This window comes from Lactobacillus paragasseri (assembly GCF_003584685.1).
GTDB lineage: Bacteria > Bacillota > Bacilli > Lactobacillales > Lactobacillaceae > Lactobacillus > Lactobacillus paragasseri.
In genome coordinates, this window is sequence record NZ_AP018549.1 from 1,707,686 (window position 1) to 1,732,596 (window position 24,911).

Here is a 24,911-nt window from a genome sequence, read left to right on the forward strand (position 1 = left end):
TAGACTTATTTTGCCTTGCATTTTATACTATATATCATAAATGCTTTTAGATATGTTTGCTTATATGCAAAGAAATATCAACACTATACAAATAAAGAAATGTATTTTAATAAAAGAAAGGAATGGTATATCCTTTATGGATAATCAGAAACAACCTCCCTCGTATTCTCAAACAACAAACGAGTTATTTTCAGATTTAGAAACAAGTTCTACTGGCTTAAGTGAGCCAGAAGCTCAGCGGCGGTTAAAGAAATATGGACCTAACGCTCTAGCTGAAAAGCCACCAAAATCAACCTTAATGATGCTCAAAGAGCAAATCATTGATCCGATGATTTTGATCTTATTAGGAGCAGCTGCTTTTTCTGCAATTTTAAATGAATGGGTAGAAGCCAGCGTAATTTTCTTTATTGTTGTCGTTAACTCAATCATTGGAATTATTCAGGAGAAAAAAGCTCAGTCTTCTCTAGCGGCTCTCAAAACGATGAGCGCGCCAACTGCTACAGTTATGCGTGGCGGTATTGAAAAGATCATCCCTGCTAGCGAATTAGTTATCGGGGATTTAGTTATTCTAGCTAGCGGCGACATGGTTCCAGCTGATTTGCGTTTAATTCAATCTGCTAACTTAAAAATTGCAGAAGCCTCTTTAACCGGTGAATCAATTGCTAGTGAAAAGAATGCGAAAGCTGTTCTTTCAGTAGATTGTCCTCTAGGCGACAGAAAGAATATGGCTTATACTTCTTCAATCGTTACTTACGGACGAGGAAGTGGGATTGTAACTAAAACTGGAATGGACACCGAAATTGGCCAAATAGCCGGTATGCTTGAAAATGATGATGCTAGTGATACTCCATTAAAGCGAAAACTTAATACAGTAGGTAAAGTCCTAACAATCATTGGCTTAATTATCTGCGTTTTAATCTTTGCAATTGGTGCCTTTTACGGCCGCCCACTTTTACCACAATTTTTAGTAGCAATTTCTTTAGCAATTTCAATTATTCCAGAAGGTCTACCAGCAACTGCAACCATTATTATGGCGCTAGGCGTGCAGCGGATGGCTAAGCAACACGCTCTAATTAAAAAACTACCCGCTGTTGAAACTCTAGGCAATGCGACGGTTATTTGTTCTGATAAGACAGGAACATTAACGTTAAATAAAATGACTGTAACTCATTTAGCTAATGGTGATGATTTCCTTAATAAAAAAGTTCTAAGTGTAGAAAAAGCAAGTAAGGATTCTAATTCATATAAGCAATTAATCTATGCATCTAGTCTTTGTAACGATGCTAGTTTTAATTTAGAAAATCCTAAAGAAGTAATTGGAGACCCGACTGAAGGTGCACTTCTTCCTCTAGCACAAGATTTAGGTTACTCGGCTCTTAACTTAAGAAAAGAGTATCCAAGACTTAGCGAATATCCTTTCGATTCAATTAGAAAGAGAATGACTACGGTTCATGAAATAAACAATGAATACGTCGCTTACACTAAAGGTGCGCTCGATGAGTTACTGCCACTTTGTGACTACATCCACACAAATAATGGTACACGTAAGTTAACTAAGGCTGATAAAGATAATATTCTTACCTTATCGCACAAGATGTCTGATCAAGCATTAAGAGTCTTAGGCTTTGCCAGCAAAAATATGCTAAACCTGCCTCAAGAAGGTGAAAATATTGAACAGCATTTAGTTTTCTTAGGTGCAGTCGGTATGATTGATCCTGCCAGAGATGAGGTTAAGGCATCAATTAAGATGGCTCGCGAAGCTGGAATTAAGACCATTATGATCACGGGTGACCACAAAAATACAGCAGTCGCTATTGCTAAAAATTTAGGTATTTATACTAATGGAAACACTGTTATTTCAGGTACTGAATTAAACGAAATGACAGATAATGAACTAGATCAAGCAGTTAAATCCGCCACTGTTTTTGCCCGCGTTTCGCCTAATGATAAATTAAGAATCATTCAAAGCCTAAAACGAAATAATGAAGTAGTAGCCATGACAGGAGATGGGGTCAATGATTCACCCGCCCTAAAGGCTGCTGATATCGGTGTTGCTATGGGTATTGGTGGTACTGATGTTGCTAAAGATGTTTCAGATATGATTTTACTCAATGATAGCTTTACAACAATTACGGCAGCAATCAGAGAAGGTCGAAAAGTATATCGCAATATTCAGAAAGTAATTCAATTTTTACTAGTTGGTAATATTGCCGAAATTACTACTTTATTTGTAGCTACAATCTTCAACTGGGATGCACCGCTACTTGCTGTGCATATTCTCTGGGTTAACTTAGCTACAGCTAGTTTGCCTGCTTTAGCTTTAGGAGTAGACCCAGCAAGTAAAAATATCATGAAACATAAGCCAGTAAAGACTGGAACTTTGTTTGAAAAAGACCTTGTTTGGCGTGTTATCAGTCAAGGAATTTTCGTCGCCTTAATGACCTTAATAGCTTACTGGATTGGAGAGTCGTTTGATAATCCAATTGCTGGTCAAACAATGGCATTTTGCGTTTTAGCCTTATCCCAAATGCTTCGCGCATTTAACCAACATTCTAATACTGATCCAATCTGGGTTAGAGGCAATAAAATAAATGTTTGGTTGATTATCTCCTTTATTGTTTCAGCGGTCCTAATGGGAATCATTCTTTTCACTCCTAACTTACAAACTCTCTTCCATTTGACTAGTCTTACTTCAAGACAATGGTTAGTAGTAATTATTCTTTCTCTCTTCTCTATCCTGCAAGTTGAGATAAGCAAGTGGATTAAGAAGCTAATTAAAGCTAGACAAAAAGAAAACAAGCTGCAAACAACCAGTGACTAACATAATATAATAATTTAATTATTTAATTATTATGAGCATATTTTTCGACTTATGATGATTTAATTTATATAATATAAGTATAAATTTAACACTTACAACTGGCATAAAGACTTAAGCAACCTTTATGCCTTCCACTTTTTGGTAATCAAAATAATCGGTATCGTAGATACCAAAACAGCCAAATTACTTAATCAAAGTAGTTTGGCTGTTTTTTTAGAGATTTTTGATGACAACTTTAGTGCCAGCAGGAACAGTTGCGGCAAGCCATTTTGAATCGGGAATGCTTAAGCGAATGCATCCGTGAGAACCTGGACTCTTACCAAGTTTTTTAGCTTCTTCTTTATTGATAGAACCATCTGACTTAGTTGGAACCGAGTGAAATAGATATACTCCATGATCCTTCCAGCTAACATAATATTTAGCTCCCTCATTTAATTTATGATTATAAAAAGCAGCTCCACGCTCATGCTGGATATGATATGTTCCTGTTGGCGTATCAGACTTATTTTTATGATATACTCCTCCAGTTGAAAGCATAGTATAAATCGGCTTCTTGCCACTCATAATATAAGTCCGATTTCCTTTAAGAGAAACTCTAATCCAAAGGTCTTTAACTTTTGTCAAATCGGGTTGCTCTTTATTTTCACTCTTTTTATTCCAGGTACCAGCTTTTACCAAGTCTTTAGGATCTTGATAAGGTCGAAATTTTTTTACTTTTTGAGCTGTAGTTACACTCGAATTTGCCTTTTCATGTGAATTTTGTTGCTGGTTAAAAAGTCTATTCCATATTCTTACCAAAAAATTAGCTTGTTTAACATCCTGGTGAACTGTCGCTTTAATCGCAACATCTTTATTACTATTAAGTACTGGTGTATTAATTAAATAAAATCTTCCAACTGTTTTACCGCTAATTTGAGGCGCATGAATTGTATTTTTTGAAAATTTAACTTTTAAATTAGATAATTGTTGCTTTTTAGGAAGCCAAACCACAGCGGATTCTTTTACATAAACTGGAGCAGATTTTTCTTTACCATCAACAACTTTAACTTTTCTTACTGAAGCAAAGCTATATCCTTGTTTAATCTTCTTACTACTATAATTGTCAAAAATATATTTTAATAATTTCTTAGTTTGGATAAATCTTGATGGATCATCTCCACTAGCATGCTGCGCTCCCATTACTACAGTAACTAAACGTCTACCATTCTTTTTCATCGTAGACGCAAAACAAGCTCCAGCCGCATCAGTAGTTCCTGTTTTTAATCCATCTACTGGATAATTAGGATCATATTGAGATAATCATTTTAACATCCAGTTCCAATTTTGCATTGGCGTAATAGTTTTACCGTCAACAAAAGAGCTTTTTGCAACTTTTGTCGTATTTAATACTTGAGGATATTTTTTCAATAAATGAGAAATTATAATTGCCATATCAGATGCTGACAAAGTATTTTCTGCATCTTTAGACTTATTCTTAAACCTTTCTTCTCCTAGAGTGTAATTAGGCAATCCATTGGCTGTAAGGAGCTGCGTTGCCCCCCCCAATATTCCACGAAACTAGCTGCTTCCGCATCTTTTTAACAAAAGCTTGCTGCGATCCGCTAATTGCTTGTCCTAAAAGCATAGCCGGGCCATTCGCAGATTGAATTAAAGTAGCTTCATATAATTGCTTAATTGTATAACCAAGATTTAACTTTAATGGAACACCAGAATATTCTGGATTATTACTGATTTTTACAATTTGCTTTGTTGGTTTTACTTTTTGATTCCACGATAACTTTTTATTATGAATTGCATCTAATGTTAAATAAATGGTAATTAACTTTGACATTGACGCAACTGGTAATTTTTTATCTGCATTCTTTGCATATAAAACTTGCCCACTCTTTAAATCAATTGCAATTGCAGACTTTGCTTGTAATTCTACTTGCTCTTGATTGTAATTATTAATACTACTTGCTTTAACGGTTATTGGTTTAATCAAAAAAATCAAAATACATACCAATAATGATATGATTGAAACCAATTTCACTTTATTTTTTCTCATTCTTTTCTCTCCCTGTATTAAATAAAATTTTAGCAAAAAACTAGGCACATTATACCATCTTTTTTAATTTATTAAGGAGTCAAAAAACGTCAAGTACATTGTATATACTTGACGTTTTCCTATATTTATTTAAATAGATTTCTTTATAACTGCTGCAAGAGCTCGTTCTTTAATTTTATCTACATCAACTTTATTACGCTTTTCATATTCTCTAGCTAAAACGTCGCACAAATATAATTGTGAGACTTGCCCTGCTACACTACCAATACTCATAAACTCACTAACTGACGTTTGTAAACTCACATCCCCTAATTGAGCAATTGGAGAAGTAAGATCATTGGTAATTGCCAGGATTTTTGCTCCATAGTCTTTAGCAACATTTAATGAATCATACGTATCCTTAGTATGACCTGAAAGAGATAAGCCAACTACTACATCGTCTTTATTCAGCAAGGTTGCAACTTGGACTTGAATATGAGGATCCGACTCTGCATTAGCAATTAGTCCAATTCTTAGCCATGTTCTCTCATAGTCTCTAGCAGACTCACCGGAATGTCCTACTCCAAAAATATGAATTCGCTGAGCTTTAGCTAATAAACTAACTGCTTTTTTTAGAGTAGGTGGATTAATTAATTCTTCTGTTTTTTCTATTGAAGAAATTAAAACTTTACTACTTCGCTGGGAACTTGTCTGAGCTCCATCATGGTTCTTAGCTGTAGTCATCATTGAATCTTGCGCTAAAGCAATTTTTAAATCCGAAAAACCTGAATAGCCTAGTTTTTTACATAATCTAACTATCGTAGCATCTCCCGTATTGGTCGCCTTTCCCAGTGACTTAATAGTGTCATAAATTACACGCTCAGTATGAGCAGCAATATAGTTAGCTAATTTATTTTCTGACTTCGTTAATTTATCTTTATTTTGATTGTAAAGCTGAATAAATTCCATTTTCTCACGTCCTCGTCCTAATAACTATATCATGTTTTTACTAGAAAACGCTTGCATAATATTTAAATTCATTATATTATCTTCTTGGGAGGAAAACTCCAGAATTAAATTAATTTGGAGTATATTTGCAAATGAACAAGGAAGAATTTATCAACAAAATCCATGGTGGTTTAATTATTTCATGTCAGGCTTTACCTGGCGAACCACTCTATACTGAAGAAGGCGGCATTATGCCATTAATGGCAAAAGCTGCTCAAGAAGCTGGTGCAACAGGTTTAAGAGCAAACTCTGTTAGAGATATTAAACAAATTAAAGAAGTAGTCGATCTACCAATGATCGGAATTATTAAACGAGATTATCCACCGGAAAAACCATACATTACGCCAACTATGAAAGAAGTAGACGAATTGATGGAAACTGGCGTTGAAGTAATTGCCCTTGACTGCACTTTACGTCCAAGACATGATGGCAAGACAGTAACTGAATTTATTAAAGAAATTAAAGCTAAATATCCAAACCAACTTTTAATGGCAGATACTTCAAACTTTGAAGAAGCCAAAAACGCCTATGAAGCAGGCGTAGATTTTGTTGGTACTACTCTTTCTGGCTACACTGAGGAAAGTCCTAAGACTGACCATCCAGATTTTGATTTAATTAAAGCTTTAGTCGATGATGGTCTGCCAGTAATTGCTGAAGGAAAAATTCACACTCCAGAACAATTAAAGCAAGTAATTGATATCAATCCAGCAGGAATTGTAGTTGGTGGTGCGATTACTCGCCCACTTCAAATTGCTAAAACTTTCACTTCTGTTTTTGAAAAATAATAAATCATAACGAAAGAGGCTTAATCATGTCTAAGAAATTTTCTCATGTTGGGCAGGCCTTTTCACAACTAGGTCAAGCCTTCATGCTTCCAATCGCCATTTTACCGGTAGCTGGTTTGCTTTTAGGTTTAGGTGGTGCTCTAACAAATAAAGCAGCCGTTGGTGCTTATCCTTGGCTTAATCAAGAATGGCTTCAAACCATCTTAAAAGTAATGAACTTCGCCGGTAGTGCAGTTTTTAATAATTTAGCGCTTATCTTCTCAATTGGACTAGCTGTTGGTCTTGCTAAGGGAGATAAAGGTACAGCTGGCCTGGCTGGTGGTGTAGCTTATTTAGTTTATACCGCAACAATTTCAGGCTTGCTACAAATGTTTTCACCTAAAAACACTATTGATACTGGTGTTTTAGGAGCAATCGTTATTGGATGCGTAGTCGCTTATCTTCATAACCACTATCGTAAAGTTGAATTACCTCAATTTCTAGGATTCTTTGGCGGATCAAGATTTATACCGATTATTTCATCCCTTGCAGCTATTGTAATTGGTGCTATCTTCTTTATCATTTGGCCACCAATTCAAAGCGGTTTAACTAGTGCTGGTTATGCAATTGCTAAAATGGGAAGCTTTGGTAGTTTCTTGTATGGATTTTTGCTTCGTTTAACTGGAGCAGTTGGTCTTCACCATACTATCTATCCAATGTTTTGGTACACAGCATTAGGTGGAACTGCGGATGTTGCAGGTAAAACTGTTGTTGGTGCACAGAATATTTTCTTTGCTCAATTAGCTGACCCTAACCATCATGGCTTATTTACCTATGGTACAAGATTCTTTGCTGGTCGTTTTGCTACAATGATGTTTGGTCTTCCAGGTGCAGCTTTAGCAATGTATCTTTGCTTACCTAAGAGAAACCGTAAAACTAATGGTGGTTTATACCTTTCAGGCGGTCTAACCTCTTTCTTAACTGGTATTACTGAACCTATTGAATATACTTTCTTATTCGTAGCACCTTGGCTATACGTTATTCATGCCTTTCTTGATGGCTGTTCATTCTATGTAGCTGACATCATGAATATCAGAATTGGTAATTCATTCTCTGGCGGTTTAATTGACTATTTACTCTTCGGTGTCTTACAAGGAAGAGATAAAACCAATTGGCCAAACGTCTTAATTATGGGTGTTATTTGGTTCTTCCTTTACTTCTTTGTATTTACTTTTTGCATTAAGAAGTTCCATGTTGGCATCCCTGGAATGGTTGTTGAAGATAATCAAGCTGCCGATCAAATTATGGCAGCTGGTCCTAAGACTGATGACAAGCTTTACAATGAATCATGCGAAATTATTTCAGCATTAGGTGGCTTAGATAATATCGAAACTGTTTCAGCTTGTGCAACAAGATTAAGAGTTTCACTAAAAGACAATAACTTAGTTAATGATGATGTCTTTAAGATGCTAGGTGCTCCAGGTGTCTTGAAAGTAGCTGGAGGGGTTCAAGCTATCTTCGGTGGAAAAGCCGATCTTTATAGCCAAGAAATTAATGACATTATCACTCATCCTGACATGCAGCCAGCAAATAATCCACAAGTGGATAAAACTAACAAATCTGCTTCTACTAAAGTAGAAACTGTTCATAAGTCAGAAAAAGTTATTTTTAAAGCACCCGTAAAAGGTAAATTTGAAGATATCACCCAAGTTAAAGATGAAGTATTCTCACAAAAGATGATGGGTGAAGGGTTTGCAATTGAACCAGAAAACGGAAAAATCTACAGCCCAGTTGATGCTACTGTCATTTCGATTTTCAAGACGAAACATGCTATTGGCCTTAAAACAAAATCTGGCCTAGAAGTAATGCTTCACCTTGGAATAGATACAGTTGAACTTCAAGGCAAACCATTCACAATGAAAGTTAAGGAAGGCGAGCAAGTTACTCCTGAAACACAATTAATTGAAATGGACCTTGAACAAATCAAGGATGCTGGAAAAGATCCAGTTGTGATGACTTTGATTACTAACAGCAATGACAGAGTTTCACAAGTTGAAGATATCGTAACTAGTGGACAATTAGTTGGACCTCATGACGATGTCTACTCTGCATTAACTAAATAATATCGAATTAAAAAATGCACTTCGTATAACTACGAGGTGCATTTTTCTTTATCTAATGAAAATTATCTTCCTGTTTTAATGTCTAAATCTAATTCAATTGGGCAATGATCTGATCCCATAATGTTGTTTAAAATCTTGGTATTGATCATCTTATCTTCTAAGTTATGTGATACCAAGAAGTAATCTAGCCTCCAGCCAATATTCTTTGCTCGAGCATCTTCACGATAGCTCCAATAAGTATACTTTGCTTCATCTGGGTGGAAATAACGGAAAGTATCGATGAAGCCAGCATTCAATAATTCAGAAAATTCTTTTCTTTCAATTCCAGTAAATCCTGCATGACGGTGATTGTCATCTGGTTCTGCTAAATCAATCTTCTCATGAGCCACACTCATATCCCCGCCAATGATTACTGGCTTATATTGCATTAACTTAGTAACGTAATTTCTAAAGATTTGTGCCCACAATTCTCTAAAATCTAATCTTTGCAATTTCTCTCCAGAGAATGGAACTTGGACATCAATGAAATAGAAGTTTGGAAATTCTAAAGTAATACTTCTACCCTCGCCATCAACTTCTGGAACGCCGAATCCATTTGCGACTGTAATTGGCTTTTCTTTAGTAAAGACAGCAGTACCAGCATAGCCCTTTCTTTTGGCATAATTCCAGTATTGATAATAGCCTGGTAAGTCAATTTGTACTTCATTTGCCTCTACGCGAGTATCTTGTATGGCAAAGATATCTGCATCTAAGTCTGTAAAAGTATTAACAAAGCCATGACGCAACGCAGCACGCAACCCATTTACATTCCAAGACATAAATTTCATAATAATTCTTCTTTCTATAAGCTTACTAGTCAGCTCTCTCACCTTTTATTGTACATAGTTGGTTCAAACAGATAAAATATTTCGATTTCTCTCATCTAGTTTTCAAATGCCATACAAAGAAGCCAATTCCAATAATCAAGGCTAAAATTCCAGTCCAAATCAAACCAGCATATGTTCCGCCGAAAAAGCCTAAAATTCCGGCAACAATCATCATGGCAAAGCCAGCAATATCACCGCCTAGACCGTCACTATTTTCAGTTGAAATATAGACAATCCCGCTTGCCATAAATAAGCCACAAAGGAGAATGCCAAGAATCCCTGCTAACATATTTTTGTCAGCAATTATTCCTAAAAATCCACCTAATAAACCTTGAATAAATAGCCATACAGAATAAACAATCATCAAAATTCCTATTACTAATTTTGTAACTCTCATAATAATTCCTCTTCTTTCATCTCTTAAGTTAGTATACTTAGCTTTAATATTCAAAATTTTTGATACAATGTTTCTATCACAAGGAGAGATGAGAATCACAATGCGAACATTCGAACTAATTGGCCTATTTATTTACCTAGTTTTAATTGCTATTCTTGTAGGTCGACAAATTAAAGTAAGTAGTGATTTTAGAAATAATAAAATCACCGAAGAAAAACATCAAAAACTGACTAAAAGAAATACTATTCTCTTAATTATAGTGGGCATCTTGTTAATTCTGTTTTTGTATACGCCTTTTAAGATTTTAATTTTTTAGGTTTGATATAATCAAAGTAAGTAATTCAAGGAGATTTTTATCATGAAAAGAATCTATATCGTCCGTCACGGTCAAACTTATATCAACCGCTATGACAAAATGCAGGGCTGGTGTGACACCCCATTAACTGATGAAGGAATAAAGGGTGCAAAAGATGCTGGTAAAGCTTTAAGCGATATTCCTTTTGATATTGCTATTTCAAGCGATTTAAAGAGAGCTAGCGACACTTGTGACTACATTATCAATGAAAATTGCAACCGTGATGAGTTGCAGCATATCGCAACGCCATTTTTCAGGGAACAATTCTATGGCTTTTTTGAAGGAATGAATTCTGATGAAGCTTGGCGCATGATTGGTGGCCCCCATGGCTATCCAAGAAGAGATGAACTCCTTAAAAAAGTTGATATCAATACTATTAAAGACTACATGAAAGAAGCAGACCCATATCATGAAGCAGAAAATGCGGAGGAATATTGGGGCCGAGTTAACAAAGGCTTTGATTTAATCAGTAAATTAGATGGTGCTGAAAACATTTTACTTGTTACTCATGGCTTTACCATTAGAAGTATTGTTTCTCGCTTTGCGCCTGGCAAATACAACTTGGCTCACGGTCCAAGAAACGCATCAATTACAATTATGAATATGACTGATAAAGATATGAAAATTGCTTCTTATAATAAAATGTCAGTTTAACGCAAAAAAAGACTTCACCAATTTTTGATGAAGTCTTTTTCTTAATCTTCTTTTTGTAAAACAATATGTTGGTATAAAATCACTGTTAATAGGTAGTAAATTACGTAAAGCACTCCGAAAATTGTAAATGGTATCCACAGTTTGTCATATGTATTCATTCCCAAGATGGATTTAAATAATTGAAGTCCGAATAGGACGTCTACCACACCTAAAACTGCTGGTAAAGCAAACAGAATTCCAATTTCTTTAGCAATTGATGATTTCAATAAGCTCTTTCTCGTTCCAACTTTCCAAAGCATTTGATATCTTGGCTTGTCGCTGTTTGCACCAGATAAAACCTTGAACATCAAGGTTGAGGCAAGCATTGCTAGAAAGGCTAGTCCTAAGAAGAAACCCATAAATTCAAAACCAGAAGTCATACTTGAAACTAGACGATATTGAGCAGATTTTGAATTAGAAAGATTTACATTAATTCCATCTTTTTCAGCCTCTGGTGAACTAATCATTTGATTTACTGATAATTTTTGCAATTTTTCAATATTGTTGAAATTACTTCTAAAATTATTAACTCTTAAAAGCTCAATCTTATTTACTTTAGCCTTAATTTGATCATACTGAGCTTGCGATACAACCTTAGCTTGAGCGTCAATATACGGAGTAAGAGATACTAATTGATATTCACCCTCTGCTGCAACATCTGACTTCTTATTTTTAAAATCATTAACAGTAAGACGTCTAGTATCGTAGTGGTTCACGTCATTTTTACGTGAATAGTGCTGATACATAATCTTATTATTCTTGAGCTGATTTTCAGAAATGTAAAGGACGCGATTCTTTTCTTTTCCCTTACCTTCTACGACCATCTTATAGTCAAAATGAGTTGTAGATTTTACAGAAACTTTCTTTAATTGATTATCTACTTTTTGATTATGGTTGTATAAAACAACATCATAATAACTACTTTGCATTGCTTGTTCAGTCATATTGTTGAAGTTCAAGCCAACAGTAATTGCTCCTAAAGCAAGCGCAAATAGTAATGATACGGTTGATAAAATTCTAGTATAGTCACTTAATCTAAACTTCAATTGACCTAGAGTAAAGGAATGAAGTTTTCGATATTTGAAAGATAAGTTCTTACGAAGTAAATCAATAATTGCTGTAAAGAAGGAATCAAAAGTAAAGTAAGAACCGAAAACAATTGTAAAGAAAGCAATGGGAACGGTTTTGGTACCTAATTTTGCTGCATGCATCATTGCCCAATAACCTGTGACAAGTAATGCAATACCTAATAGTGCCTCAATAAATTTCCATAATTTATTTCTATGTAATTTAACTGGTTTTTGATCTTCATGAAGTAAATTAATTATATTCGATTTAACTAACTTATGACGATTCCAGAAGGCAGCTAAGAAGAATAAAATTGCAAAAAATGCGATTGTCCAAAGTAATGCTGGTAAATAGAATCCTACAAATTTATGAATTTGTAAGCCCAATTGTGAGATTAAAATGCTAGAAACGCCTTGCGTTAAAGCAACTCCTAGAACAGTTCCTAATAAAGTAGCTAATAAACCAACAACAAGTGTTTCAGTAAAAATCAGTCTTCCAATTTTACTAGTCCTAGCACCTAGCATCATGTACATCCCATAGTCTTTCTGCCGCATGCTCAGCAAAAAGCTATTAGCATATACAATATAAACAAAAGTGATAATTGATAAAAGCGCAATCCCAAAGCCAAAAACAATTTGAGTAATTTGGAAAGCAATACTTAACGAGCCTTTTAAGAAAGCAGGATTAGTTGCTAAAGTCATAAACATGTAGAAGATTGCACTAGCAAAAGTTAAGCCAGAAAAAAGAACTAAATAGTCTTTGAACCGGCTTTTAATTCCGGTTAATGATAATTTCCAAAGCATAATTATTTCCTTCCTAGTATTAACGTCTACCTAATTCCGCAATAATTTCTTGATAGAATTCTTCGCGGCTCTTGCCATCCTTTTTAATTTCTTTACCAATCTTACCATCCTTGATAAAAAGAATACGGCTAGCATATGAAGCTGAATATGGATCGTGAGTTACCATCAGGATTGATACTTTATCTTTTTCGTTCAACCCCTTCATGGTTTCAAGAAGTTCTGTAGCACTCTTTGAATCAAGTGCTCCAGTTGGTTCATCCCCATAAAGAATAGCTGGTTCATGAACTAACGCCCGCGCTGCTGCAACACGTTGTTTTTGACCACCAGATATTTCTGCTGGATATTTATTTAAGATATGATCAATCCCTAATCGCTTAGCAATTTTATCAACTTTAGGATTAATTGCACTTGTCTTCACATTTTGAAGTGATAAAGGAAGTGCAATATTTTCACGATTAGTTAAGTTCTCTAATAAGTTAAAATCTTGGAAAATAAAACCAATCTCTTGTCCACGAAAATCGGCCATTTGGTTCTTATTTAAACCAGTAATATCGCGACCATTGATATAAACATTTCCTGTAGTTGGTTGATCTAAAGTTGAAAGGATATTCAATAAAGTTGTTTTACCTGAGCCAGAAGCCCCCATGATCCCAACGAATTCGCCACGTGCCACATCAAAGCTGATGCCTTTTAAAGCTTGGTATTGTTTCTCACCTTTCTTACCATAAGTCTTGGTAATGTCTTGAACTTGAACTACTTCACCCATGATTACTCCTCTTTTTGTTATAGTGTATTACGTACCTGTTACACTATATAATACAGACACAAGCATAAAAAGTAAAGCCTGTTTTTCATTTTTTTGAACTTTTATTCTTGTATAATAGAAAACGGTATTGTAATTAAAATACGAAAAGAGGTTTAGTATGCAGGGAAGCTACTTCTTCAACCCTCCTCCTAAATTTAAATAAATAAAGTAAGATAGGATTTTTAGGAGGAAACATGGATACTTTTGATGAAGCTCAAAAACGTAAAAAACTAACCTGGCCGGTAATTGCACTGATGGACTTTGTTACAGTTATTGGTTTTGATGATATTACTTACAACTTTCAAAACCAAGGGTTAGCTGTTGTTAGTGACTGGATTTTATTATTAATTTTATTTGTTGTTCCTTATGAACTAATCGTTGGACAATTAGGTGCAACATTTTCTGATGATGGCGGTGGTTTATCATCTTGGCTAAGACATACCTCTGGAGACAAAATGGGATATATTACTGCCTGGTGCTACTGGGTAGTCTCTCTGCCTTACTTAGTTGATGTAGCAAATTCTACCGTTGTTTCCTTTGCATGGCTTTTTAAAGGACACGCATTAAGTGACAAGGAAATGAGTAATTGGGCTTTTGCCTTATTTACTGCAATTATCTTTGTCATTTTTATATTTTTCCAACACCGATTTGCTAATTCATTGCAATGGTTATCCATTATCGGTGGCGGAGCAATGTTTATCATGACTATTCTTTTCGTAATCATGACTATTGTCTACCTCGGCGAAGGACGCACGATTGCTACGCAGCCATTCCATTTTAAGAATTTCTTGCCAACTTTTGATATGAAATTCTTAATGTCATTAGGCTTATTAATTTTCGCCATGAATGGAGCTGAATTCGTTGCGCCATACGTTACTGAAATGAAAGATGGACCTAGAAACTTTCCTAAAGCAATGTACATGCTTGCAATCATGACTGGATTTCTAACAATCTTTGGCTCTTTTGCTCTCGGTGTCTTCTTTAATGCACACCACTTACCAGATGATTTAAAGATGAATGGTTCTTACTATGCCTTTCAAGCAATGGGTGAAAAATTCGGAATGGGTAAATTCTTCCTATATACCTTTATTATTACCCAAGCTCTCTATATGCTTGCACAACTAGCTGTTTTAGTAGATGGCGGTGCAAGAATTTTCTTATCAGATACTGCTAAAAAGTATCTACCTAAGCAATTAACCAAGACTGATAAAAATGGGCTACCAATTAACGGTTACTGGTTAACAACTGGAATTTGCTCCGTTTTACTATTTTTAAGTGCTACTCTTCCGTCAGTTAATGACATCTTCAATCAATTACTTAATTTAAACGGAATTGTATCACCATATGTTACCGGACTACTCTTCTGGGCCTTTATTAAGATCAGACTTCACCCAGAAAAATTCCCATCACAATATGTATTTATCAAAAACAAGACTTTTGCTGTTATTGTTGGTTGGTGGTGTTTGATTATTACAGTTACTGGCGCAACTTTTGGTATCGTTCCAATTGATGCTAAGGCTGGCTCAGCTACTTGGTGGCATATGCTAATCCTAAACATTGTCGAACCTCTTTTAATGATTGGACTAGGGATTGTTTTACCATTAATTGCTAAGTGGCAAAGGTCAAAAGAAAATTAAGTTAGTTCTATTAAAAAAGCCAAATCGATTAATGATTTGGCTTTTATTATGCTTCAATAACATAACAATTTATGAAAGCTCTTTTATTTGCTATTATTTTTATAAGGTCTTATATTTATAAATGAAGACAGTCTTCATAGAGAAGCAATAAATAACAATATATTTAATTGCTGTTACTTTATATAAATATCTAGTAAATATATTAAGAAGAAGTTTTTGATATTCTGAGTCGTAATACCTATCCACTATTTTCACTACTTTTTCCCGTCTATAGTTCAATAAAATTGAAAATAGTGAAACTAATTGTTAGTAAAATACAGTTTAACTAAATTCTTCAGGAAGCTGAATCGTATCTTAATATATGACTTCAGTTTAAACTATGTATTACAAAGATAATATATTTGTCACCCTATATACCCTTAAGTCGTGAGCTTTCCTATTCCCCCATAATTATGTATGGCTTAAGTGATTTTCTTAATAACTACCTTTGATACAGTCAGTTCAATTTCATTGAGAAGTGTAAGATTTATTATGATATCAGAATAGCAATTATATACTCCACTCATATTTATGTGCACGGTTAATTAAAGTAATTATCTCTATTCGGATATTACCGTGTTCAAATATCCTAAGGTCACTTCGGAATCGAAGTGGCCTTTTTGTCTTTAAAATTGATTTTTATTTAAAAAGAAATTATAATTTTCATACTATCAAATAAAGGAATGGTTATGATGATTTTCTAAGCTATTTATCCAATATAAAAACTAAATTTATGAAAGCAGGTGAATTATTTGATCGACAATCAACCAAAAAAGACTAAAGCCTTTATCGCTGGCGTAAATTTAAACGATCCCAATTTTGACTACTATATGACAGAACTAAGAGAATTAGCTCTCGCAAACAACTTAGATGTTGTCGGCCAGGGAAGTCAAAAGGCTGAAAATATTGTCGCAGGTACATACTTTGGTGTGGGGAAGCTTAACCAGATTAAAAATATGGCCCGTGAATTACATGCTAAAGTCTTAGTTATCAATGATGAATTGTCTCCTACTCAAATCAGAAATATTGAGGGCATGACAAAGCTTAAAGTTTTAGACAGAACAGAGTTAATCTTAGAAATTTTCTCTAATCGAGCACGGAGTCGACAAGCCAAATTACAAGTTCAACTTGCAAGATTACAGTATGAATTACCTCGGCTTCATCCTTCTGAAAATAATCTAGACCAGCAACGTGGTTCTGGTGGAGCAAGTGGCGGTTTCGCCAACCGTGGTTCTGGGGAAACTAAACTTGAATTAAATAGACGTACTATTGGTAAACAAATTAGCGCAATTAAGAAAGAGCTAAAAGACATCAGTAAACAAGAAGAAATCAAATCTGCTAGAAGAAACAATTCTCGTCTGCCTCAAGTGGCTTTGGTTGGCTACACTAATGCAGGAAAATCAACAACGATGAATGAATTGCTAAATGTTTTTAGTGACGAAGCCAATAAAAAGCAGGTTTTCGCAAAAAACATGCTTTTTGCGACTTTAGATACTAGCGTTAGACGAATTGATTTGAAGGATGATTTAAGTTTCATTCTCTCAGATACCGTTGGTTTTATTTCTAAGCTCCCTCATAATCTGGTTGAGTCATTTAAAGCTACATTGCAGGAAGCAAAAGACGCCGACTTGCTCATTAATGTAGTAGACGCATCGGATCATAATATGGTTCAAATGATTAAAACCACGCAAAAAGTTCTAAATGAGTTAAACATCACTGATGTTCCAATGATTACCGCTTATAACAAGGCTGATTTAACAGAACGTAATTATCCTCAAATTGAAGGAAATGATATCTTATATTCCGCTAAAGATCCCGAATCAATTAAGCAGTTAGCTAATTTAATTGTCAAAAAAGTATTTGATAATTACGAAAAAATAAACTTAGTATTGCCACTTTCAGATGGCAAGAACTTAGCTTACTTACATGAATATGGTCAAATTTTAAGTGAAGACTTTAAAGACGACGGCGTTCACGTTACTGTAAGGCTATCTCCAAAAGATCTAGAAAAATTTAAAGTAAATGCTGTATAGCAGACAAAAAGAGTAGATTTAAAATCTACTCTTTTTTCGTATTATTTATAAATGATTACTGCTTCATTCTTTTCTATATTATTCCACACTTTTGGCGCGTCATTAGGTTTTAAGTTTACACAACCATAAGATCCGTCATTTAGGTAAGCAGTCTTAGACCAGTTTTTTCGCCAGCTATTATCATGAAAGCCACAACCAGTTAAAGTAAATGGCATCCAGTACTTAACATCAACTGAGTATTTAGAACCATCATCATTTGTTCCCTTTAAGACACTTGGAGATTCTTTATATTGGATATACCAAACTCCAGTAGGTGTTTCTAAGTTTTTATGAGCAATTTTAGTTTCAACTGTACCAGTAACGATCGTGTTTAAAGTAACCACGCACTTACCATTCTTATATATCCACAGCTTTTGATCAGTTAAAGAAACAACAATGTAACTATTTCCAATTCCATTATTACTTAAGCCATATCCAGTTCCATACGTACTGAAACCTTCACCGTAGATATAGTTTTTACCATTTAGCTCTTGCGTATTATTGACTAAAGCATTTTCAACAGCAGCAACAAGCTTTTTCTCATTAATAGCCCAACCATAACTTTCATTTTTTACTTTTGTAACTTGACCATTTGGCAATTGGAAGTCATAAGATTTATGAAGTGTAGATACTTCTTTATTAATACTGCTAATCTTATTCGCTAAGATCTTTGTATCTGAAAAAACATACTTATCATTTTCATAAGTTACCGTTGGAAAAATTTCCGACCGCTTAAATACAAAAGACTTACCATTAACCGTATATTTTACTTGTCGATCTTTAATCTGATTTAACTTTTCTTTTGCTTTTAAGAGCTCAGTATTCTGAAAATTCCATTTTTTACGGCTAGGGTAGCGAGTATGTTGTTCTTCAAAGTAAGATTGAACTTTTTTGTTCGTAATTACTTTATCGCTATTCTTCTTTAAAATGACTTCGTCACCTTTTAAAACCGCACTATTTTTAGCTTTCTCATTTATTTTAGCAGTAGCTTTTTTAACAGTTAGTTTGCCGACTGGAACATTATAAATTACAACATTTGAATTAAAGTGACTAGCATTAAATTTTTCCGCTTCAGCATTTCTTTTTGACTGGATATATCCAACTACCAACCAAGCTATTAAAACAATTACTAAGCAAATTAAAATACCTATTAGCCACTTACGATAGTTATGTAGTGACCCCCGAAATTCGGACACGGATTTCGGGGGTTTTACTATGTCTAAATTAACTAAAAAAGATAAATTGAATATTTATAAAGAATGGACTATTGAAAATAAAAGATCGACATATTTAAGTAAAAAGTATGGAATAGGCTCAGTTAGTATTAAGTACTTAGTTTCACTCATTCATAGGCATGGAATGGATATATTAGATAAGCCCCATACTTATTATTCAGCCCAATTTAAGCTAGAAGCTATCAATCGGGTTTTAGTCAATCATGAAGCTGCTTACTCTGTATCTTTAGAATTGGGCTTGAAAAGTCAAGGGATGCTTATTAACTGGATTCGCTCTTATAAAGAAAACGGGTATAATGTCGTTATCAAGAGGAAAGGACGACGAACCCGTGAACAAAGAGCTAGAGAAATTGAAGAAAGAAAACGAAGAATTGCGTCACCAGAATTTAAAGCTTACTGTCGAGAATGCATTTATAAAAAAATTGGATGCCTTGGTTCAAAAGAGAAAAAACCAACCAAAACAGAAATAGCACAAGCTGTTAGAGAATTAAGGCTAGAACTTGGGTTGGGTGTTAAAACTATCTTGTCGATTTTAAATGATCCGAATAATGCTTTACCTAGCTTATCCAGAAGCAATTATTACAATATTTTAAAGCGCGAAGATCAAGATGAGATAAAGCACCACAGTCTAATTAAACGAATTAAAGAAATATTCTTTGAACTTAAAGATAGATACACTGCTCCAGGTTATCGAACAATAACTGATCACTTACATAGTGAAGGCTTTATAATCAATCGAAAAACAGTCTATCGTTTAATGCGTAAACTTAATTTGATTGGATATCGTATGAAACGTAGAAGACGCTACAACAGCTTTGAGGGTGAAATTGAAGGAAGAATTAAACCTAACTTAATTAAACGCAACTTCTTTGCTATTAGACCAAATATGAAGTGGTACACGGATATTACTGAATTCAACTTAAGAGGACAAAAGCTTTATCTATCGCCTATTATCGATGGCTGTGGGAGAGATATTGTCGCTTATAATATCTCTCGTCGTCCCAACTTGCAGCAGGTACTGACTATGCTTGATGATGCATTTAAAGTTAATGATTCATTGAATGGATTAGTATTTCATTCAGATCGTGGCTGGCAATATCAACATAAGACTTATCAATATGAACTTGCAAGACGTGGCATTGAACAAAGTATGTCTAGGAAAGGCTGTTCTCCAGACGATGGGCTTATGGAAGGCTTCTTTGGCATACTTAAAAGAGAGATGTTTTATGGCAAAGAATCAAACTATGCCAATCTGAATGAATTAGAACAAGCGATTAAAGATTATATTCACTTTTATAATTACGAAAGAACAAAGAGTAAACTAAAAGGACTGACTCCGATTCAATATCGGAATCAATCCTTAGTTGCATAATATTAATAAAGTGTCCAATTTTTGTGGGTCACTACATTATTTGTGGGATGGGTATTTTTTTCTATATTCTTGTTATTCATTAAAAATACCTGTTTCCTAAAAAATTTCTTTTCATTATAACACAAAAAAGAAGGTTAATCTTTCAATTAACCTTCTAAAATAACTATGTTTATTTCATTTAATTATCTTACACGGATTGCGTAATCTGGCATGAAATAACTTGAGATAGTAGCTTGAGTTACGTTTTGACCTGGTTGTGGTGCGTGTACGTATTGGTTGTTACCTACGTAGATAGCATCGTGGTAGTCACCCCACATTAAGATGTCACCAGCTTGTGCTTGGCTTACAGAAACGTGTTGACCAGCACCAGCTTGTTGGTAAGTAGTACGTCCAATGTTCTTACCTGCTTGGCTGTATGCGTATTGTACTAAACCTGAGCAGTCGTATGCGTTAGGACCAGTTGCACCCCATACGTAAGGCTTACCGATTTGTGATTTTGCTGCATTAACTACAGTTTGAGCAGTGCTGCTTGATTGAGTAGAAGCTTGTTGCTTAGCTGGTTGAGCAGCTTGGCTTGAAGCTTGTTGAGTTTGGTGTTGTGCAGGCTTAGTAGCAGTAGTGTTTTGTGCAGGTGCACTGTAAGTTGCTGCTTGTTGAGTCTTAACTGTAGTGTTAGCTTGTGCGTAGTAGTTAGTCTTTGCTGGAGCAACATAAGTGTTGTTAGTTGAAGCAGTGTATGTACTTTGTTGTGCAGTAGTTTGTGCTACTGGAGCTTGTGCAGCTGCTGAGGTTTGTTGTGCAGTAGCTGCAGTATTAGTTTGTACAGGTGCCGTTGCAACTGATGCATTGTTAGTAGTTGCTGTTTGTTGTGCGTTGTTAACGCTAGCTACAGCAGTTTGTGCATCGGCAGTAGCGTTGCTTGCAACGTTAGCTGCAGGAACTTGGCTTACAGCTGCCTTAACTGCAGATAAATCAGCAGTAAGTGCGATTGGAGCTTCTTCTTGTACATCATCACCTGAGATCCATTGGTCTCCACCTAAGTTGTACCAAGTTTCACCCTTAACAGTCTTAACCTTCTTGTATGTCTTCCAGCTTGATTCATGTGGTAAGTATTTACCAGTTTGTTGCTTGCCATCTTCGTAGCTGTTCCAAACTGCAACACTTTCACCAGTCTTAGAATTTACTTTTACAACACCAATTTGCTTTGCAGGAGCTTGGATAGTTGAAGCTTGTGCAGTATTGTTAAATGATAATGAGTTTAATTTAGCTGCACTTAAAGTTGCGATACCTGCAACAGCGAATGAAGCAGCAGTGGTAAGTTTGATTACTTTAGATTTGATAGTCAAAGGTATTTCCTCCATAAAATTCTTTTTTCTTAATATTATCAACATAGCCGTCATTAATTAACTTAAAAGTTATGCTATGTGTCTCTTTTTTTAATTGACAATGGTTATTGTAGGGTATTAATATTACAGCCCTGTTACAAAGCTAAATCATTGTCATTACATTTCGCTTATTCTCAATCTTTTTCATTATTCAAAACCTACTCATTATCAAGTTTTGCTATGATTTCATCTATTTTTTTAGCTGTTTCTTCCCAGTTATCATTATTTAATACATGCGCTTCTTTTGCTAATTCGTCTGATAAATGTAAGTCGCGTTTAAATTCATAGCTGTTTAATCGTTTATCAATTTCACTCGCTTGATCGCCGCGTGCTAGTAGTCTTTTTTTCAAAACAGAAAAATCAGAAACGGTCAAATAAATAAAATATACCTGCTTTCCTAATTTTTCTAAATATGATTTAACCCCATCTGTTTCTACTATTAAAGAAACTAAATCATTCTTTTCCCAAGCTTTTTCTAACGCTTCTTTACTTGAACCATATTGATATTCTCCATATTTTACATGTTCAAAGAAATGAAGTTTTTTAAAGCTCTCGTCATTTTCAAAATAATATGATTTTCCTGGGATTTCACCTTTTCGGATTGGTCTTGTAGTATGCGTTACTACACGAGGAATATTATATTTTTCTGTTAAGTATTTTGAAATTGTGGTCTTTCCTACCCCACTTGGTCCAGCAATTATGATAATTCTTTGCAAAATATTACTCTCCCGCTTGAAATCGACTATTATATATAATAGTATTTCACTATTGTAAAACATTTCTGTACAGAAAAGGGAGTTTTTTAAATGAAAAAAGCTGACGTAAAGATTGGACAAATTTTAGCTGCTACTTCTGAAGAGGAACTTAAGCATCCTTTTCAAGGAAAAGTAGAAAAAATTTACGAAAATTCTGCTTTGCTAGCTATTACTTCATACGATCCAGAAGATGAATCTTCAGTTAATGAATTAAACAATAAAATGGTTATTAACTTTAAGAACTTAAAGAAAGTTAAATCACCTGCACGTGGAAAAACAGCTGCAACTAATGATGTAAAAATTTCTAAAGTTCAACCAGATAAAACTAAAAAATCAAAATAAAAATTATGCCTAAACAAGTTTTATTTTTTTAATAAAAGGTATCGATAATCATATGAAAAAAAGGCTACAAACATTCTTATTTTGGTTTATCTTAATCCAACCATTTCTAGATATTTATTGGTTATCCAGACCACCACTTCTAAAATTCTCACTTCCATCGATTTTGAGAGTTTTAGGAGTTTTTATTGCTATTATTTTATTCTTTAGCATCAAAAGTAATTGGCAAAGGTTAAAAAAACAATGGTGGATTATTACTTATATTGCAATTTTAATCCTCTATTCGCTTTGCCATTTATTCTCTGTTAAAAACTTTACTGGTGTAGATCCAACAAGCTTTGGCTATTCGACAAAAGTTGAGATCTTTTACTTAATTCGAGCTTGTTTACCCTTGATAGTTATCTATATCACTCCATACAGTGATTTTAAAACTAAATACTTTTTCAGAGTAATTCAAGCAATTTCGGGTTTATATTCCTTAACGATTGTCATCTCAAATCTCTTGGTTTTTTCGCTAACTTCATACCATACTACAGGAGCTAAGCAAATCAGTGCCAATATTTTTTCTTGGTTTACTCAAACAAATTATCCTTTTAACGCTTTAGCATCTAAGGGAATATTTTTTCAAGCTAACACTCTATCAGCTATTTTATTTATGATTATGCCGATTATGCTCTATATTCTTTATAAAGAGTTTAACCTCTTAAATATAGTGCTAGTGAGTGCACAAGCCTTAGCAATGTTAATGCTAGGAACAAAGGTGGGAAATTTTGGCTTAATTATTAGCTTAGTTATTTTCTTAATCATCTTCTTATTCCATAGCTTAATTTTGAAAAATACCAAGTTTTCAGCCAAATTTCTAATTACATTGATCTGCATCTTAGCTGCTTCTAGTGCTATTTTTCCTTATAGTCCAACGCTTAGAAGATCTTCGCTTGAAAATGGCGTAGCTCAAAAAAGAAGTAATCTTGGTGACAAAAATAGACTCGATCAAGAACTTGACTCTGGATTAAAAAGATATAAGGGGCAAAAACAAGAAGAATATCTAAAGAATTTTATTAAGAAAAATTATTGGGTCTATTCTTTAAAAAATGACTTAGTTTTAGATCATTATTCCTACAAAAATGATCCCTATTATTGGCTTGACGTCATGAAAAGGCCGGCTACTGAGCGATTAAACTATCGACATCTTGAACAAGATATTCTTAGTCGCGTCATGAACAATGATAAAAATAAACTCAATAAACTTTTTGGTATTTCCTTTAGCCGTGAAAATAATATTGCTCCGCTAGAGCGTGACTTTTTAGCGCAGTATTATTCAATGGGATTGCTGGGAACAATCTTATTAGCAGTAATCTACATATTTGTTCTTGGCTATGGAATTTTTTACTGGTTAGTCAATAAAAATTCGAAAACTTTATTGATCTCTTCCCTGCTCTTATCGGGCGGCTTCATTTTATTTGCTGCCTTTTATGCAGGTAATGTTCTTGAATACTTATCAGCAACCTTAGTGATGGCATTTATCTTAGGATTTTTATTACAAAATATCCGTTATAGCAGAACAGCTAAAAAGCTAATGAAGTAATAAACAAAAGACCTTATCCCGAATTTTCAATCTTCGGAATAAGGTCTTTTTCTACATAAATTCTTCTACTTCAATTCTCTCACAAAAGTACGGTCAGGTACTCTAATCAAGTAATATCGAGCTGCAGTCTTACCAGCATGCATTCTAAGGCCGTTATACCAATTTTTCTTGTAAGTAGCAGTATATGTTGCCACATAGGCACTTTGATAGCGCCCATCTGCTTGAACTAATTGCTTAGCAGAATATGGAATAGCTGCTGCTTGAACCGACATTGGATTCTTACCATCAGAAATGGTAGCGTAATTGCTTTTAACAGTTACTCTGTTTCCATTGCTATAGAAAGTATATGTTTGAACAGGCGCTTTCTTATTATCAGATCTAGCGGTAACATAGTATGAACGTTTATTACCAGCTGTTAAAATCAATGGCTGATATTCAATTTTACTAGATAAAACTTGTTTATTTTCTAAATCAGGATTGTAAAATAAAGTGATGCTAAACATATAGATCGCACCGCATAGAAGAACTAAAACCTCTAAGATGTCTAGCAGAGTAGTCTTCCATTCAAATCGCTTACGATCTTTTACAATCATCATTAAGTGACGTTTACGAATATTTTGTACGATAAAAATCAAATACAAAACAAGTATTAACCAGGCCAAAATACCTAAAATATTCCATCCAAGTGTCATAAAGGACCCTCCATTTTCTTTAATTTAAGTATACGGTACTTATGGATGTTTTTAAAACTTTTTTTAATTTG

20 protein-coding genes and 1 pseudogene are annotated in these 24,911 nt (G+C 34.4%); 10 read left to right on the top strand and 11 right to left on the bottom strand.

Annotation, left to right across the window (positions count from 1 at the left end; translation table 11 throughout):
* The first annotated feature begins 136 nt into the window (after positions 1–136).
* Positions 137–2,821 (top strand): cation-translocating P-type ATPase, encoded by a 2,685-nt coding sequence (locus LpgJCM5343_RS08365; RefSeq protein WP_049151192.1) that lies wholly within the window; start codon positions 137–139, stop codon positions 2,819–2,821.
* Positions 2,822–3,034: 213 nt separating this feature from the next.
* Here LpgJCM5343_RS08365 and LpgJCM5343_RS09625 read toward each other — a convergent pair whose 3' ends face one another.
* The 3 genes and pseudogenes from LpgJCM5343_RS09625 to LpgJCM5343_RS08380 form a co-directional block, all read right to left on the bottom strand.
* Positions 3,035–3,610 carry a L,D-transpeptidase gene (locus LpgJCM5343_RS09625; protein WP_431844630.1) on the bottom strand — a complete coding sequence of 192 codons (576 nt, stop codon included), beginning with the start codon at positions 3,608–3,610 and terminating at the stop codon, positions 3,035–3,037.
* Positions 3,590–4,868, bottom strand: a pseudogene (locus LpgJCM5343_RS09710) (D-alanyl-D-alanine carboxypeptidase family protein); the annotation flags it as partial. The gene LpgJCM5343_RS09625 and the pseudogene LpgJCM5343_RS09710, both read right to left, overlap by 21 nt.
* Before the next feature lie 129 nt (positions 4,869–4,997).
* Positions 4,998–5,816 carry a MurR/RpiR family transcriptional regulator gene (locus LpgJCM5343_RS08380; protein WP_020807512.1) on the bottom strand — a complete coding sequence of 273 codons (819 nt, stop codon included), beginning with the start codon at positions 5,814–5,816 and terminating at the stop codon, positions 4,998–5,000.
* A 131-nt stretch (positions 5,817–5,947) separates the two neighbouring features.
* On the opposite strand from LpgJCM5343_RS08380, the gene LpgJCM5343_RS08385 reads away from it, so the two are divergent.
* A complete protein-coding gene (locus LpgJCM5343_RS08385) occupies positions 5,948–6,640 on the top strand; it encodes an N-acetylmannosamine-6-phosphate 2-epimerase (protein WP_049151302.1) in 693 nt (230 codons plus the stop codon).
* Positions 6,641–6,666: 26 nt separating this feature from the next.
* Positions 6,667–8,742 (top strand): PTS sugar transporter subunit IIABC, encoded by a 2,076-nt coding sequence (locus tag LpgJCM5343_RS08390; RefSeq protein ID WP_049151194.1) that lies wholly within the window; start codon positions 6,667–6,669, stop codon positions 8,740–8,742.
* Positions 8,743–8,804: 62 nt separating this feature from the next.
* Here the strand turns inward: LpgJCM5343_RS08390 and LpgJCM5343_RS08395 are convergent, their stop codons facing one another.
* Positions 8,805–9,569: an exodeoxyribonuclease III gene (locus LpgJCM5343_RS08395; RefSeq protein ID WP_049151196.1), complete on the bottom strand. Its 765-nt coding sequence runs from the start codon at positions 9,567–9,569 to the stop codon at positions 8,805–8,807.
* Positions 9,570–9,660: 91 nt separating this feature from the next.
* Entirely contained in the window at positions 9,661–10,005 is a 345-nt protein-coding gene (locus LpgJCM5343_RS08400; protein ID WP_003652598.1) for a hypothetical protein, read from the bottom strand.
* Between the two features lie 100 nt (positions 10,006–10,105).
* On the opposite strand from LpgJCM5343_RS08400, the gene LpgJCM5343_RS09640 reads away from it, so the two are divergent.
* Together LpgJCM5343_RS09640 and LpgJCM5343_RS08410 are read left to right on the top strand one after the other, a co-directional pair.
* The gene (locus LpgJCM5343_RS09640) at positions 10,106–10,321 is read left to right on the top strand and encodes a hypothetical protein (RefSeq protein ID WP_003652595.1); all 216 of its coding nucleotides are present in this window, start codon (positions 10,106–10,108) and stop codon (positions 10,319–10,321) included.
* 42 nt (positions 10,322–10,363) lie between these two features.
* On the top strand, positions 10,364–11,014 hold the full coding sequence (locus tag LpgJCM5343_RS08410) for a histidine phosphatase family protein (RefSeq protein WP_020807518.1): 651 nt from the start codon (positions 10,364–10,366) through the stop codon (positions 11,012–11,014).
* A gap of 41 nt (positions 11,015–11,055) precedes the next feature.
* On the opposite strand, the gene LpgJCM5343_RS08415 is transcribed toward LpgJCM5343_RS08410, so the two are convergent.
* Positions 11,056–12,924 (bottom strand): ABC transporter permease, encoded by a 1,869-nt coding sequence (locus LpgJCM5343_RS08415; protein ID WP_049151198.1) that lies wholly within the window; start codon positions 12,922–12,924, stop codon positions 11,056–11,058.
* A gap of 19 nt (positions 12,925–12,943) precedes the next feature.
* Positions 12,944–13,690 carry an ABC transporter ATP-binding protein gene (locus tag LpgJCM5343_RS08420; protein WP_049151199.1) on the bottom strand — a complete coding sequence of 249 codons (747 nt, stop codon included), beginning with the start codon at positions 13,688–13,690 and terminating at the stop codon, positions 12,944–12,946.
* Between the two features lie 233 nt (positions 13,691–13,923).
* Between LpgJCM5343_RS08420 and LpgJCM5343_RS08425 the strand changes: the two genes are divergently transcribed.
* A complete protein-coding gene (locus LpgJCM5343_RS08425) occupies positions 13,924–15,366 on the top strand; it encodes an APC family permease (protein ID WP_049151200.1) in 1,443 nt (480 codons plus the stop codon).
* A gap of 791 nt (positions 15,367–16,157) precedes the next feature.
* Positions 16,158–17,438: a GTPase HflX gene (hflX, locus tag LpgJCM5343_RS08430; protein ID WP_049151201.1), complete on the top strand. Its 1,281-nt coding sequence runs from the start codon at positions 16,158–16,160 to the stop codon at positions 17,436–17,438.
* A 41-nt stretch (positions 17,439–17,479) separates the two neighbouring features.
* On the opposite strand, the gene LpgJCM5343_RS08435 is transcribed toward hflX, so the two are convergent.
* A complete protein-coding gene (locus LpgJCM5343_RS08435; RefSeq protein WP_101891113.1) occupies positions 17,480–18,673 on the bottom strand; it encodes a L,D-transpeptidase family protein in 1,194 nt (397 codons plus the stop codon).
* Positions 18,674–18,692: 19 nt separating this feature from the next.
* Between LpgJCM5343_RS08435 and LpgJCM5343_RS08440 the strand changes: the two genes are divergently transcribed.
* Positions 18,693–20,084: an IS3 family transposase gene (locus LpgJCM5343_RS08440; RefSeq protein WP_324253539.1), complete on the top strand. Its 1,392-nt coding sequence runs from the start codon at positions 18,693–18,695 to the stop codon at positions 20,082–20,084.
* Between the two features lie 182 nt (positions 20,085–20,266).
* Here the strand turns inward: LpgJCM5343_RS08440 and LpgJCM5343_RS08445 are convergent, their stop codons facing one another.
* Both LpgJCM5343_RS08445 and LpgJCM5343_RS08450 read right to left on the bottom strand, forming a co-directional pair.
* Entirely contained in the window at positions 20,267–21,430 is a 1,164-nt protein-coding gene (locus tag LpgJCM5343_RS08445) for a C40 family peptidase (RefSeq protein WP_174705304.1), read from the bottom strand.
* 197 nt (positions 21,431–21,627) lie between these two features.
* Positions 21,628–22,185 carry a guanylate kinase gene (locus LpgJCM5343_RS08450; RefSeq protein ID WP_003651275.1) on the bottom strand — a complete coding sequence of 186 codons (558 nt, stop codon included), beginning with the start codon at positions 22,183–22,185 and terminating at the stop codon, positions 21,628–21,630.
* Between the two features lie 90 nt (positions 22,186–22,275).
* Here LpgJCM5343_RS08450 and LpgJCM5343_RS08455 point away from each other — a divergent pair, with 90 nt between their 5' ends.
* Together LpgJCM5343_RS08455 and LpgJCM5343_RS08460 are read left to right on the top strand one after the other, a co-directional pair.
* A complete protein-coding gene (locus LpgJCM5343_RS08455; protein WP_003649982.1) occupies positions 22,276–22,566 on the top strand; it encodes a DUF2187 domain-containing protein in 291 nt (96 codons plus the stop codon).
* Between the two features lie 52 nt (positions 22,567–22,618).
* Positions 22,619–24,148, top strand: a complete 1,530-nt coding sequence (locus LpgJCM5343_RS08460) for an O-antigen ligase family protein (RefSeq protein ID WP_049151205.1) — start codon at positions 22,619–22,621, stop codon at positions 24,146–24,148.
* Between the two features lie 65 nt (positions 24,149–24,213).
* On the opposite strand, the gene LpgJCM5343_RS08465 is transcribed toward LpgJCM5343_RS08460, so the two are convergent.
* A complete protein-coding gene (locus tag LpgJCM5343_RS08465; RefSeq protein ID WP_003651272.1) occupies positions 24,214–24,840 on the bottom strand; it encodes an LVIS_2131 family protein in 627 nt (208 codons plus the stop codon).
* Positions 24,841–24,911: the final 71 nt, after the last annotated feature.

Bases quoted from the DNA above. Each gene is read 5' to 3' on its own strand.
- LpgJCM5343_RS08365 (WP_049151192.1), top strand. From the start codon at position 137: ATGGATAATCAGAAACAACCTCCCTCGTATTCTCAAACAACAAACGAG.
- LpgJCM5343_RS08380 (WP_020807512.1), bottom strand. From the start codon at position 5,816: ATGGAATTTATTCAGCTTTACAATCAAAATAAAGATAAATTAACGAAG.
- LpgJCM5343_RS08385 (WP_049151302.1), top strand. From the start codon at position 5,948: ATGAACAAGGAAGAATTTATCAACAAAATCCATGGTGGTTTAATTATT.
- LpgJCM5343_RS08390 (WP_049151194.1), top strand. From the start codon at position 6,667: ATGTCTAAGAAATTTTCTCATGTTGGGCAGGCCTTTTCACAACTAGGT.
- LpgJCM5343_RS08395 (WP_049151196.1), bottom strand. From the start codon at position 9,569: ATGAAATTTATGTCTTGGAATGTAAATGGGTTGCGTGCTGCGTTGCGT.
- LpgJCM5343_RS08400 (WP_003652598.1), bottom strand. From the start codon at position 10,005: ATGAGAGTTACAAAATTAGTAATAGGAATTTTGATGATTGTTTATTCT.
- LpgJCM5343_RS09640 (WP_003652595.1), top strand. From the start codon at position 10,106: ATGCGAACATTCGAACTAATTGGCCTATTTATTTACCTAGTTTTAATT.
- LpgJCM5343_RS08410 (WP_020807518.1), top strand. From the start codon at position 10,364: ATGAAAAGAATCTATATCGTCCGTCACGGTCAAACTTATATCAACCGC.
- LpgJCM5343_RS08415 (WP_049151198.1), bottom strand. From the start codon at position 12,924: ATGCTTTGGAAATTATCATTAACCGGAATTAAAAGCCGGTTCAAAGAC.
- LpgJCM5343_RS08420 (WP_049151199.1), bottom strand. From the start codon at position 13,690: ATGGGTGAAGTAGTTCAAGTTCAAGACATTACCAAGACTTATGGTAAG.
- LpgJCM5343_RS08425 (WP_049151200.1), top strand. From the start codon at position 13,924: ATGGATACTTTTGATGAAGCTCAAAAACGTAAAAAACTAACCTGGCCG.
- LpgJCM5343_RS08440 (WP_324253539.1), top strand. From the start codon at position 18,693: ATGTCTAAATTAACTAAAAAAGATAAATTGAATATTTATAAAGAATGG.
- LpgJCM5343_RS08455 (WP_003649982.1), top strand. From the start codon at position 22,276: ATGAAAAAAGCTGACGTAAAGATTGGACAAATTTTAGCTGCTACTTCT.
- LpgJCM5343_RS08460 (WP_049151205.1), top strand. From the start codon at position 22,619: ATGAAAAAAAGGCTACAAACATTCTTATTTTGGTTTATCTTAATCCAA.
- LpgJCM5343_RS08465 (WP_003651272.1), bottom strand. From the start codon at position 24,840: ATGACACTTGGATGGAATATTTTAGGTATTTTGGCCTGGTTAATACTT.